The sequence below is a fragment of the Klebsiella sp. PCX genome, assembly GCF_021869705.1.
Classification (GTDB): Bacteria; Pseudomonadota; Gammaproteobacteria; order Enterobacterales; family Enterobacteriaceae; genus Klebsiella; species Klebsiella quasipneumoniae.
Genome location: NZ_CP091527.1, coordinates 4,134,341 through 4,147,200, shown reverse-complemented (window position 1 = coordinate 4,147,200; position 12,860 = coordinate 4,134,341). Strand labels below are relative to the sequence as shown.

General features: G+C 60.9%; 11 protein-coding genes. 4 read left to right on the top strand and 7 right to left on the bottom strand.

Annotated features, from left to right (window positions below):
- Positions 1-4 precede the first annotated feature (4 nt).
- Both GQR96_RS19655 and rlmM read left to right on the top strand, forming a co-directional pair.
- Positions 5-400: a DUF423 domain-containing protein gene (locus tag GQR96_RS19655; protein WP_002915543.1), complete on the top strand. Its 396-nt coding sequence runs from the start codon at positions 5-7 to the stop codon at positions 398-400.
- Positions 393-1,493 (top strand): 23S rRNA (cytidine(2498)-2'-O)-methyltransferase RlmM, encoded by a 1,101-nt coding sequence (gene rlmM, locus GQR96_RS19650; RefSeq protein ID WP_004205518.1) that lies wholly within the window; start codon positions 393-395, stop codon positions 1,491-1,493. The genes GQR96_RS19655 and rlmM overlap by 8 nt, the downstream gene beginning before the upstream one ends.
- 52 nt (positions 1,494-1,545) lie before the next feature.
- Here rlmM and fucR read toward each other — a convergent pair whose 3' ends face one another.
- The 5 genes from fucR to fucP all read right to left on the bottom strand — a co-directional run bounded on the left by fucR (position 1,546) and on the right by fucP (position 7,383).
- Positions 1,546-2,256: an L-fucose operon activator gene (gene fucR, locus GQR96_RS19645; protein WP_023319037.1), complete on the bottom strand. Its 711-nt coding sequence runs from the start codon at positions 2,254-2,256 to the stop codon at positions 1,546-1,548.
- Between the two features lie 58 nt (positions 2,257-2,314).
- The gene (gene fucU, locus GQR96_RS19640; RefSeq protein ID WP_064187451.1) at positions 2,315-2,737 is read right to left on the bottom strand and encodes an L-fucose mutarotase; all 423 of its coding nucleotides are present in this window, start codon (positions 2,735-2,737) and stop codon (positions 2,315-2,317) included.
- 1 nt (position 2,738) lies between these two features.
- Positions 2,739-4,157, bottom strand: a complete 1,419-nt coding sequence (gene fucK / locus GQR96_RS19635) for an L-fuculokinase (RefSeq protein ID WP_023319036.1) — start codon at positions 4,155-4,157, stop codon at positions 2,739-2,741.
- A 107-nt stretch (positions 4,158-4,264) separates the two neighbouring features.
- Positions 4,265-6,040: an L-fucose isomerase gene (gene fucI, locus GQR96_RS19630; protein WP_032456537.1), complete on the bottom strand. Its 1,776-nt coding sequence runs from the start codon at positions 6,038-6,040 to the stop codon at positions 4,265-4,267.
- 32 nt (positions 6,041-6,072) lie between these two features.
- Positions 6,073-7,383: an L-fucose:H+ symporter permease gene (gene fucP / locus GQR96_RS19625; RefSeq protein ID WP_048295492.1), complete on the bottom strand. Its 1,311-nt coding sequence runs from the start codon at positions 7,381-7,383 to the stop codon at positions 6,073-6,075.
- Positions 7,384-7,949: 566 nt separating this feature from the next.
- Between fucP and fucA the strand changes: the two genes are divergently transcribed.
- Both fucA and fucO read left to right on the top strand, forming a co-directional pair.
- A complete protein-coding gene (gene fucA / locus GQR96_RS19620) occupies positions 7,950-8,597 on the top strand; it encodes an L-fuculose-phosphate aldolase (protein ID WP_002915470.1) in 648 nt (215 codons plus the stop codon).
- 27 nt (positions 8,598-8,624) lie between these two features.
- Positions 8,625-9,773 carry a lactaldehyde reductase gene (fucO, locus tag GQR96_RS19615; protein ID WP_049116052.1) on the top strand — a complete coding sequence of 383 codons (1,149 nt, stop codon included), beginning with the start codon at positions 8,625-8,627 and terminating at the stop codon, positions 9,771-9,773.
- 58 nt (positions 9,774-9,831) lie between these two features.
- Here the strand turns inward: fucO and xni are convergent, their stop codons facing one another.
- Together xni and GQR96_RS19605 are read right to left on the bottom strand one after the other, a co-directional pair.
- Positions 9,832-10,587 (bottom strand): flap endonuclease Xni, encoded by a 756-nt coding sequence (gene xni / locus GQR96_RS19610; RefSeq protein ID WP_023319031.1) that lies wholly within the window; start codon positions 10,585-10,587, stop codon positions 9,832-9,834.
- A gap of 96 nt (positions 10,588-10,683) precedes the next feature.
- Positions 10,684-12,627 carry a sigma-54-dependent Fis family transcriptional regulator gene (locus tag GQR96_RS19605; protein ID WP_023319030.1) on the bottom strand — a complete coding sequence of 648 codons (1,944 nt, stop codon included), beginning with the start codon at positions 12,625-12,627 and terminating at the stop codon, positions 10,684-10,686.
- Between the last annotated feature and the right edge of the window lie 233 nt (positions 12,628-12,860).

Below are 12,860 nucleotides of genomic sequence, written 5' to 3'. Positions count from 1 at the left end.
CAACATGACCAGCCGTTTTATGCTGATATTCGCCGCGATTAGCGGCTTTATCTTTGTGGCTCTGGGTGCCTTCGGCGCGCATGTCTTAAGTCAATCGCTCGGCGCGGCGGAGATGGCCTGGATCCATACCGGCCTGGAGTATCAGGCCTTCCATACCCTGGCGATTTTTGGTCTGGCGGTGGCGATGCAGCGTCGGATCAGTATCTGGTTCTACTGGAGTAGCGTGTTTCTGGCGTTAGGGACCGTGCTGTTCAGCGGCAGCCTCTACTGCCTGGCGCTCTCTCATTTACGCCTGTGGGCGTTCGTGACCCCGGTGGGCGGCGTGAGCTTCCTCGCCGGCTGGGTGTTAATGTTAATTGGTGCAATTCGTCTGAAACGTAAGGGCGTTGTTCATGAATAAGGTTGTCCTCTATTGTCGCCCTGGGTTTGAGAAAGAGTGCGCAGCAGAAATTACCGATAAGGCAGCCCGCCTCGAGGTGTTTGGTTTTGCCCGGGTCAAAGAAGACTCTGGCTATGTGATTTTTGAAGGCTATCAGCAGGATGATGGCGAGAAGCTGGTGCGCGATCTGCCGTTCAGCTCGCTGATCTTCGCCCGCCAGATGTTTGTGGTGGGCGAACTGCTGCGCGACCTGCCGCCGGAGGATCGCATTACGCCGATCGTCGGCATGCTGCAGGGCGTGGTGGAGAAGGGCGGCGATCTGCGCGTCGAGGTGGCGGACACCAACGAAAGCAAAGAGCTGATGAAGTTCTGCCGCAAGTTTACCGTGCCGCTGCGCGCGGCGCTGCGCGAAGCGGGCGTCCTGACCAGCTATGAAACGCCGAAGCGTCCGGTGGTGCATGTGTTCTTTATCGCCCCGGGCTGCTGCTATACCGGCTACTCGTACAGTAACAATAACTCGCCGTTCTATATGGGCATTCCGCGGCTGAAGTTTCCGTCCGACGCGCCGAGCCGCTCCACCCTCAAGCTGGAAGAGGCGTTCCACGTTTTTATTCCGGCGGACGAGTGGGACGAGCGCCTGGCGAACGGCATGTATGCCGTCGACCTCGGCGCCTGCCCGGGCGGCTGGACCTATCAGCTGGTGAAACGCAACATGTGGGTCTCTTCGGTCGATAACGGCCCGATGGCCCAGAGCCTGATGGATACCGGCCAGGTGACCTGGCTGCGTGAAGACGGTTTCCGCTATCGTCCTAACCGCAATAACATCTCGTGGATGGTCTGCGATATGGTGGAAAAGCCAGCGAAAGTGGCGGCGCTGATGGCGCAGTGGCTGGTCAACGGCTGGTGCCGGGAGACCATCTTCAACCTCAAGCTGCCGATGAAAAAGCGCTATGAAGAGGTGTCGCAGAATCTGGCCTACATTCAGGCCCAACTGGACGAGCACGGCGTTAACGCCCAGATCCAGGCGCGTCAGCTGTATCACGATCGTGAAGAGGTGACCGTTCACGTGCGTCGCCTGTGGGCCGCCGTTGGCGGACGTCGCGACGAGCGTTAATCACTCACCCTGAGGCCAGAGACGCGCATGTCCTCTGGCCTTCGCCGCATGCTTAAGGCTGCGGCGCATCCGACACAATATGCGTCACCTCATCCAGATGACCAATCCTCGCTTCGCCGGAGCGGTTGAACTTGCTTTTGTCGATCAGCAGCAGCGACTGCGCCGCCCGCTTAAGCAGGATCGATTTGAAGTCGGCATTGAAGGCATTGGAGTCCCACAGCGCGCCCTGCGAGTCGATGCCTTCGCAGGAAAAAATAAACAGATCGATCTCCAGCGATTTCAGCTGGGAAATCAGCGCCGGGTTAACGTAGCAGCCATATTTCCGCTGCAGAGTACCGCCGGAGCAGGTGAGCATGATCTGGTCGCGTTTAGCCAGCTCCTGACAGATGGGCTGGCTGTTGGTAAAGACGTGCAGCGGGCGGTCCGGCAGCTGGCGGGCGAGATACCAGCAGGTGGAGCTGGCATCGAGGGCGATGACCATCCCTTCGTCAATCCAGGCCAGCGCTTCGCGGGCGATATCGGCTTTATGCGCGTAATGGCTTTTCAGCCGCATGTGAAAAGGGTCGCCGCTGTCCTGGCTGCGCTGGTGGATCACTTTAGCCCGGCCGTGGTTGCGCAGCACTTTGCCCTGCGCCTGCAGCTCGCTGAGATCGCGGCGAATGGTTTCCCTGCTGACGTTGAGCTGTTTTGACAACGTTTCGGTGGTCAGGCTGCTGTGGTTGATCAGGAGATCGACGATCGCCTGCTGGCGGGCCGCTTTCATTTATTCTCACCCCATCATTGATTGAGCGTCTGCATCAGGCAGACGCTCCGGCATGAGATTACGGCGTGACTCCTTTTTTTAAAAGGATATTTCCGTACTTAGCGCACTCTCCTGTGATAACGATCGCAAAGGCTTTTTGCGCCCGGTCGTAGAAGGCAAAGCGGCCAATCCGCACGATATCCGGGCAGGGGGCCTGCGCCGAAAGCGCCTGCCGATAGCGCTGTTCCACCGTCGGGTCGAGCGCATCGCCTTCGACGGCGGCCATCATCACCAGCGGCGGCGCATAGCTGTCTAACTCGAACAACGGGATAATCGCCTGCAGCAGATCGCTGACCCGCAGGCCGTCGGCCCGAATCACCTGCGGACCCATGCTGTGCGCCGGGAAGTGGGCATCGGAAAAAATAATTTCATCCCCATGGCCCATTTCGGCCAGCACTTTCAGCAGTTCCGGCGATATCAGCGGGGAAATGGTTTTGAGCATCTCAGGCTTCCTCTGTTAATTCAGGTTCAGTTTGCGGCCAAAAATAGCGGTAGCGGTACGCGACCTGCGCTCTGGCCTGTTCCGGGGAAGAGAACTCGCCCACGCCATACCAGCCAAACATCGCCGCGCCGGCCACCGTGGTTTCGGCATCGTCGAGAACTTTGATCGGTATTCCCAGCCGGTCAGCCTTGATCTGGTTCCACAGCGCGTTGCGGCTGCCGCCGCCGACCAGCAGCAGCTCTTGCGCCCGGAAGCGGCCGATGTTTTCCAGGGTTTGCAGATGCTTCGCCAGCTGGTCGCTTAACCCCTCCAGCGCGGCGCGGTAAAAATGGCCGCGGGTGGTGTTGAGCGTGACGCCCTGCCAGCCGGCGTGCTGGCTGGCGAGCAGGTCGCACTGCATTCTGACGCCCTGGGCGCCGGGCGGGATCGCCTGCGCTTCGTCAATCAGCGTTTGCCACGGCGTGTCAGTGTTCCACAGTAGCTTGCGCACCCACTCGAGCACGCCGGAGGCCAGCCACTGCATCCCCGGGTTATAGCGTCCCGGCTGGCTGTCCAGCTCGCAAGTGGAGCCGCTGTAGTCGCAGAGCAGCGAGGTGTCGACCTGCGCGCTGCGCACCATCAGGATCTCCCAGGTCCCTGAGGAGAGCACCGGCTCATCCTGCCCGGCGCCGGCGCCAAACAGGGCGAACTGGGTGTCGTGCCCGGCCGAGATAACCGGGACCCCGACGGGAAGGCCCAGCAGCGCAGCGGCCTCCGGCAGCAGGGCGCCGATCGGCTGGCCTGCTTCAACCAGCTGCGGGAACAGGCGGCGCGGCAGGCCGGTCGCCTGCAGGATCGGCGCGCTGAAATCGCGCTGCCGGAGATCGAGCATCTGGCTGGTGCCCGCCATGGTGAGGTCGGTGGTGAACTCCCCGGTCAGTCGATGGTTGATCAGCGACGAAATAAACAGCCAGGCATGGGCCTGCGCCAGCAGCTGCGGGTGGTTCTCTTTCAGCCAGATCAGCTTATACAGGGTGTTGAATGCAAAGGCGCCGACGCCGGCGATTTGCTGCAGCTGGCGCGCGGACATATACCGGCTGATGGTGTCCATTACCGCCGCGGTGCGCGGGCATTTCCAGCTGATTATCGGATACAGCAGCGCACCCTGCTCATCCACCAGCGCGCCATCGACGCCAAAGGTCGTGACGGTGATGCCGCGCACCGTGCAGGAGGCCAGCTGGTCATGGATCTGCCGACAGCAGTCGGCAAAGCGCTGCATAATGGCCTCCAGCGACCACTGGTGCCAGTCGCTTTTTTCCGCCGCAATGTCGCTGGCGTTCGCCGTTGCGGCGCGGGCGATAATGTTCCCCTGTCGGTCAACGGCCATCGCCCGCACGTTCGTGGCGCCGCAGTCGAGGACCAGGATTACGTCTTGCTTCATAGTGACTCCCGAAACAACATTGCCGAATGGCGCGGCGCTTATCCGGCCTACAAACAGCGCGCGTCTGTAGGCCCGGTAAGCCTGCGCCTCCGGGCGAAACCAACCTGTTAACGCTTATACAGCGGCCCGTAGTTCTGGCAGGCGCGGTAGTCCTGGCCTTCGATGTCCATACCGTGCGCGGCCCAGGCGGAGGGGCGGTAGATTTTCGCCGCTTCCACGTTGTGCATGCAGACCGGAATACGCAGCATGGCGGCGAGGGTAATGAAATCCGCGCCGACATGGCCGATGGTCAGCACGCCGTGGTTGGCGCCCCAGTTAGCCATGACCGAGTACACATCGCTGAACGGGCCTTTGCCGGTCAGGCGCGGGGCAAACCAGGTGGTGGGCCAGGTGGAGTTGGTGCGGGCGTCGAGCTGGTCGTGCATCGCTTTGGGCAGCGCCACGCTCCAGCCTTCGGCGATTTGCAGTACCGGTCCCAGGCCTTTGATGATGTTCACCCGGGTCATGGTGAACGGCACGCCGCCTTCGGTCAGGAAGCGGGAAGAGAAGCCGCCGCCGCGGAAGTATTCATGGATCGCCGGGCACCATTCGGTGGCCGCGAGGCAGGCATCCGCCTCGTTCTGCTCAATCTCCCAGTGAGGTTTCATCGTTGGGTTGCCCTGCGCGTCGCGCTGCTGGCAGGAGCCGTCCAGCGCCGCGGAGCCGGAGTTAATCAGGTGAATGATGCCGTGCTCCGCCCGGCCGGTGAGCGGCTGCCCGGTGACGCGCTCTACGGCCTCCGGCGACCAGTAGGTGCGCACGTCGGCAAACACCTGGGCGGTGCCGGTGAGCTGATGGCCCATCAGCATGGCCACGCCGTTGAGGCTGTCGTTTTCGGTGGCGACGACGAACGGCTCGCGCACGCCGTTCCAGTCAAAGGAGCTATTGAGCAGCGCTTCGGCGGTATCGCCATTGGGGTATTGATCGGTCCAGTGACGCTGGCCCTGGAAGCCGGCGGCGATGGCGTTGTAGCCCAGCGACTCCTCCACCAGCCCTTTTTCCGCCAGCTTCGCGTTGCCCTGCATCATGTCGCGGATGCACATCGCCATCAGCAGGCTCTCTTTCAGCACCGCGCGGCTCTGCGCCTCATTGCGCTTATACTGCTCGGCGTTCTGATCTTCGCCGTAGCGGAAATGTTTATCCGCCCACGCCAGCGCCATCTCCAGCTCGGTTTCATCATAGATTTTCTGATCGATTCGCCGGCGCAGCTCCGTCATGTCGACAGCCTGAACCTTCATCCCGAGCCAGGATTCAAAGAAGTTGTGGTCGACGATGGAGCCGGCGATGCCCATTGAGACGCCGCCCAGCGACAGATAGCTTTTCCCTTTCATACTGGCGACCGCCAGGCCAGCGCGAGCGAAGCGCAACAGTTTTTCTTCGACATCCGCCGGGATCGAGGTGTCATCGGCATCCTGCACATCATGCCCGTAGATGGAGAACGCCGGGATCCCTTTCTGGCTGTGGGCCGCCAGCGCCGCGGCCAGATAGACCGCTCCCGGACGCTCGGTGCCGTTGAAGCCCCAGATGGCCTTCGGGCGCAGCGGATCCATATCGATGGTTTCGCTGCCGTAGCACCAGCAGGGGGTGACGGTGATGGTGACGCCAACGTTCTGGCTGCTGAATTTCTCTTCACAGGCGGCCGACTCGGCCATGCCGGCGATGCAGGTATCGGCGATCACGCACTCCACCCGGGCGCCGCAGGCATGGCGCAGCTTCTCACTGATAAGCGCGGCGGTGGCTTTCGCCATGTTCATGGTTTGCGCTTCCAGCGATTCGCGAACCCCCATGCGACGACCATCGATTACCGGGCGGATACCGATCTTCGGTAAGCTGATTTTTTTCATTACAGATCCCTCAGGTTATGCGGATAACAGGTTTAGTTCGTCGCCGCTTGCGAGCGGAAACGGGCAAAAATAAAGATGATGGCGAAGCACAGCGCCGGAACCAGTTCGGCGGTCGGGATATTGCCGGCGGCGTCGCTGACAAAGCCCATTACCGGGGTGACGATCCCGCCGCCGATGATGGTCATGACGATAAATGACGAGCCATATTTGGTGTCCTGGCCCAGGTGCTTAATCCCCAACGAGAAGATGGTCGGGTACTGAATGGACATAAAGGCGCTGCACAGGGTCAGGGCCAGCAGACCGACGTGGCCGCCGCTGAAGGCGGAGAGCAGACAGAGCAGCATGGCGATAAGCGCATAGATAGCGAGCACGTTATGCGGCGCGAAGCGGCGGATCAGCCAGGTGCCGGTGAAACGGCCAATAAAGAAACAGACCATGGTGCCGGTCAGGTAGTTGGCGGCGAAACCGGCCGTCATGCCCGGGATCTCTTCGACAGCGTAGCGAATCAGATAGCTCCAGCAGGCGGTTTGCGCACCGACATAGCAGAACTGAGCCAGTACCGCCCAGCGCCAGTGGCGGATGCGCATCAGGCGCGACAGCGAGGCGAGAAACGTGCTCTGCGCGCTGTCGCTGTGGTCATCGCTTTGCAGCGACGGGAAACGGGTACAGACGATCAGCAGGGCGACCAGCAGCACGATGGCCACGATAATCATATAGGGGGTTTGTACCGACAGGACCAGGCTGTGCTTCCAGGCGCCGAGCTGCTCTGGCGTCATTTTATCCAGCACCTCCTGCGGCTGATGCGGGACGTTGGACAAAATAAGGCTCTGGCCAAATACCACGGCAATAATGGCGCCAAATGAGTTAAAGGTCTGGGCCAGATTCAGGCGGAAGTGACCGCCGCTTTCCGGACCGAGGACGGTGACAAATGGGTTGGCCGCGGTTTCCAGACAGCCAAGCCCGGCGGCGATAATAAATAACCCAATCAGGAATAAGGTGTAATTCATTACTTCGGCGGCAGGCCAGAACAGCGCGGCGCCGCAAGCATATAAAAACAGACCCGTAAGAATGCCGGCTTTATAGCTGAATTTTTTCATCAGCATCCCGGCGGGGATGGGAATAATAAAATAGCCAAAATAAAAAGCCGACTGGATTAATCCGGCCTGAAAATTAGTCAGGGTAAAGGCCTGTTGAAACTGCGGTAATAAAATATCATTGAGATTATTGGCCACGGCCCACAGAAAAAAGAGGGAGCACAGCAGAGCAAAAGGAATAATGTAGCTCTTACTTTGCCCGCTCTCCATGGCGCGGTAACTTTGCGTTGGTATCGTTGTGTTTCCCATAGCGTCCTCATCAGTTCAGAAGCATTTACAACAGCATTCAGGGCGCAGTCTGGTGCTGCAGCAGACCGCAAAATTAAGTGAGCTCAGGTGACGCGCCGGTGAGTGAAATGAAAGTCACGGCGGAACTCATGGCTTCATTTTCAAATAAAAACCGCCTGTTAATATGATGAGGGTCACACTTAACGCTCTGTGGACCATTTTATGTGATAATTGTCACTTTAATTTTTCAAAATGACTGACCGTTTGAGGAAATAAATTCACAAAACCACAACGCCAATGACCGATTGAATATATATCGTGGAAAACGGGCAAATGTTACAGAAAAATAAAATGCCCGCTTGAAGAAATATTTTTAAGAACGGGCATTTTCAACATCCGCTTAACCAGTCACATCCCTTTTTTTATGATGGAATAATTGACCTGGTTCACAAAATATGGCGATGGAAATTCCCCTGCGATTATTCAGGCTGAAGATGGAGAACATTATTCAACCTATCCCACGGTCGCCAACAATAATTACGTTGCCCTGCCGTTGACGGATGATGAGTCGCTAAAAGAGGAAAACAATGGAAAGAAACAGACTGGCCCGGCAGATTATCGATACCTGCCTGGAAATGACCCGCCTGGGGTTAAATCAGGGGACCGCCGGCAATGTCAGCGTGCGCTATCAGGGGGGGATGCTGATCACGCCCACCGGCATCCCGTATGAAAAACTGACGGAAGACAAGATCGTCTTTATTGATGCCGACGGCCAGCATGAGCAGGGAAAACTGCCCTCCAGCGAATGGCGTTTCCATCAGGCGGCCTACCAGACGCGGCCCGATGCCCAGGCGGTAGTTCACAATCACGCAGTCCATTGTACGGCGGTATCGATCCTCAACCGACCCATTCCGGCCATCCACTATATGATCGCCGCCGCCGGCGGGAATTCGATCCCCTGCGCGCCCTATGCCACCTTCGGCACACGCGAACTGTCTGAGCATGTCGCGGTGGCGCTGAAGCACCGCAAAGCCACGCTGCTGCAGCATCATGGCCTGATCGCCTGCGAGGCCAGCCTGGAGAAAGCGCTCTGGCTGGCGCATGAAGTGGAAGTCCTGGCCCAGCTCTATCTCAGCACCCTGGCGATTACCGACCCGGTCCCCGTGCTGGATGACGAGGCGATCGCCATCGTGCTGGAGAAGTTTAAAACCTACGGATTACGCATTGAAGAGTGATGCCGCAACCCTAACAGGAGAGACGCGATGGCAAACCGAATGATCCTCAACGAAACGGCGTGGTTTGGCCGGGGGGCGATAAACGCATTAACCGATGAAGTGATGCGGCGCGGTTATCGCAAGGCATTGATCGTGACCGACAGGACCCTCGCGCAGTGCGGCGTGGCGGCAAAAGTCACTGACAAGCTGGACGCCGCCGGGCTGGCATGGGACATGTTCAGCGACGTGATCCCGAACCCCACCATCGCCGTGGTTCAGCAGGGGTTGCAGGCCTTTCAGCGCAGCGGGGCGGATTACCTGATCGCCATCGGCGGCGGTTCGCCGCAGGATACCTGTAAGGCGATCGGTATTATTCAGCGTAACCCGGCGTTCGCCGATGTTCGCAGCCTGGAGGGGCTGTCGCCCACCCGTCAGCCCAGCGTGCCGATCTTCGCGGTGCCGACCACCGCGGGTACCGCGGCGGAGGTGACGATTAACTATGTCATCACCGATGAAGAACAGCGGCGCAAATTCGTCTGCGTCGACCCGCACGATATTCCGCAGGTGGCCTTTATCGATGCCGATATGATGGACGCCATGCCGCCGGCGCTGAAGGCGGCCACCGGCGTGGACGCCCTGACGCACGCTATCGAAGGGTACCTCACTCGCGGCGCCTGGGCATTGACCGATGCGCTGCACCTCAAGGCCATCGAGATCATCGCCGGCGCGCTACGCGGCTCGGTTGCCGGCGACGCCGGAGCGGGGGAAGCTATGGCGCTCGGCCAGTATGTGGCGGGAATGGGATTTTCCAACGTCGGGCTTGGCCTGGTGCACGGCATGGCGCATCCGCTCGGCGCTTTTTACAACACGCCGCACGGCGTGGCGAATGCCATCCTGCTGCCGCACGTGATGCGCTTTAATGCTGAGGCGACCGGGGAAAAATATCGCGATATCGCCAGGGCGATGGGCGTCAAAGGGGAAGCGTTAAGCCTGAGCGCCGCGCGTCTGGCTGCGGTGGAGGCGGTGTGCCAGCTAAACCGCGATGTCGGTATTCCCGGCCATCTGCGCGAGGTGGATGTCAGGAAAGAGGATATTCCGGCGCTGGCCCAGGCGGCGCTGGCGGATGTGTGTACCGGCGGCAACCCGCGCGAGGCGAGCCTGGCCGATATCGTCGAGTTATATCAGGCGGCCTGGTGAGGGGCCGCCCCGGGGGAAGCAGGCGGTGCCGCCGCGCCGGCACCACGCTTGGGTAGGGTCAACGGGTCAGCCGCAGCTGCTGCAGATTGCCATCCAGCTGGAGGTCGGTCTGCAGGCGGGCCACTTCCCGGCAGGTGAAGGCCATCTCCTGATGCGCTGCCAGCTTTTTGCGCCACTTTTCCGGGACCTCTGCCAGGCGGGCATACAGCCCCTCCAGGTCCTGAAACTCGTTCAGCAGCTGGGCGGCGCTTTTCGGGCCAATGCCCGCCACGCCCGGCACCTTCGAGCTGCTGATCCCCGCCAGCCCCCAGTAATCCGCCAGCTGCTCCGGGGTGACGCCGAACTCACTGGCGATGAAGGGGGCGTCCAGCCAGCGCTTCTGAAAGTAGTCGCGGATGCGGATGGTGGGCGACAGCAGCTGGCAGTAGCCTTTGTCGGTGGAGACAATGGTGGCCTGATGGCCCGCCTGGGCCACCTTCACCGCCAGGGTGGCGGCGAGATCGTCCGCTTCGCTGCCCGGCGAGGCCCAGCAGCGGATCCCACGCTGTTCGAAGGCGGCCCGCAGCGCCGGCATCTCGGCGACCAGCGTATCCGGCATCGGCGCGCGGCCGGCTTTGTACTCCGGCAGGCGCTGGTGGCGCCAGCCGTGGGCGCGATCCTCATCATCAAACACCGCCACCGCGTGGGTGGGCTGACTGTGGACAATCAGCTGCTCCAGCGCATGCAGGCAGGTATCGACGCAGGGCGAACCCTGCACCGCGTGGATGCGGCGGATCAGATTTAACGCGTCGACGATTAACAGATGAACAGCCACAGATACCCCCTTATTCTCAGCGTCTTTAGGGTAACATCGCCATCGGATCGAGGCTATCTGCGCCTGAACAATCAGGAAGATAACGCGCAATTTTCGCTAACTGACCGCCATCAGCGAGCTGGCGACGCCGGGCGCGGGCTCGCCGTACCACACCGCTTCCCGCACCGGGACCGGTTTGGTGATAAGCCCGAGGGCGTAAAAGCGATCGGCGATGGTCTGCTGGGCGCGGATCACCGACAGATCCATCGGCCTTGGGCGGTGGCTTCGGCGGGCGAGGGCGATGCGCAGCGACCGGGCGTCAATCCCCAGCTCTGCTGAGAGTAAGCGGGCCGCTTCGCCACGATGCGAGTCGATAAACTGCCCGGTGTGGGTCAGCTCCGTCAGCAGGCGGCGCATGATATCGCCGTGCTGAGCGAGATAGTCCCGTCGCGAGAGATAAAACTGATGGTTGTTAACCCGTCCTTCGCCGCTGGCGACCACCCGCAGCTCGCCGGTGTGTTCGGCGTCGCTGAGCAGCGGATCCCACATCATCCAGGCGTCCACCGCCAGATAGTCGCTGGCGGTCAGCGGGTATTTCGGCGGGGTATAGACCACCCGCACGTCGTTCAGCCCCAGCCCGGCGTCCTCGAGGATCTGCAGCAGCAGCCAGTGGACATTCGACCCTTTATTGAGGGCGATGCGTTTTCCGCGCAGATCGCTGAGCTGGCGAATGTCGCTCTCCTGCGGGACGACCATCGCCACGCTGCGCGGCGCCGGCGGCTCCCACGCCACGTACATTAGTTCGCTGTTGCTGGCCTGGGCGAACACCGGCGGCGCTTCTCCGGTGGTGCCAAAGTCGATCTCGTTGCAGGCGAGGGCGTGAAGGAGCTGCGGTCCGGCGGGAAACTCGCTCCACAGCACGTTGACGCCGAGGCTGGCGAAGGCGGTCTCCAGACTCTGGCGGGCTTTCAGGATCCCGAGGCTGCCGAAGCGCTGGTAGCCAATGCGCAGCTCGCGATCGGCCCCGGTCGCGCTGGCGAATGCCCGCGGCGGCGCAGGCGGACGGCGGCGGCTTTTGATCAGCCCGAGGTTAGCGAGCTGGGTGCGTAAGGTATGCCGACTGATCCCTAACAGCGCGGCCGCCTGGCTCTGATTATCGTCGCAATGCGCCATGGCGTGGCGGATCAGCGCGCTGGTCACCCGCTGCCACAGCGGCTCGCCGGGAAGCGCCAGCTGGTGGCGAATAAAGTCGTCCAGTTCATGATCGCTCGCCGGCGACGGGGCGTCGTTGAGCGTCGCCAGGCGCAGCTGGGCGGGGCTAATCTCCTCTTCTTTACTGAGCAGCACCGCGTTGTGCAGGGTGTTTTCCAGCTCACGAATATTACCCGGCCACGCATAGTCCATCAGCCGGGCCAGCGACTCCGGCGCCAGACGCAGGGTTGGCCGGCCGAGGCGGCGGGCATAGAGCGATAAAAAGTGGTGAGCCAGCTGCGGGATATCCTGCCGACGCTGGCGCAGCGGCGGCAGCGGCACCACCGCGATATTCAGCCGATAGTAGAGATCTTCGCGAAAGCGGCGCTCGCGGATTGCCTGGGCCAGGTCGACGTGAGTGGCGGCAATCACCCGGACATTCACTTTAATCGCTTTGCGCGAGCCGACGCGGGTAATTTCGCGCTCCTGCAGCACCCGTAACAGCTTGACCTGCAGGGGCAGGCTTAATTCGCCGATCTCGTCCAGCAGCAGCGTCCCCCCTTCCGCGGCTTCAAACCAGCCGGGCTGTCCCTGCTGCGCGCCGGTGAAGGCGCCTTTCTCATGGCCGAACAGTTCGGCTTCGGCAAGGCTCTCGGTTAGCGCGCCGCAGTTAACGGCCAGAAACGGCTGCTGGCGGCGGGGACTGTGGTGATGGAGATAGCGCGCCACCACCTCCTTGCCGGTGCCGGTTTCGCCCACGATCAGCACGGTAGCCTCCGTCGGCGCGAGCTTGTCCAGCAGGCTCTGGAAAGCCTTCGATGCCGGGTCGATCAGCGCGGGCGCGGTGGAAGGGGATTCTGGGTTCAGCATAGCGGGCCTCCGGTCGTTGACCTCCTGAACTTATCCTGCGGCGGCGGCGGAAACCAGAGGGGGAAAGGCCGACGGCTGTTGCAAATGCGCCAGCGGATGCGCGGCGGCTGCGGGATTTGCAACAGCACGACGCGCGTGGGATGTTTTCAATCCCTTGATTTTAAAAATGTAATTTTTTATTCACCATTGGCATGATTATCGCTAACACTTATATAACCAAATTAAAACTTCTC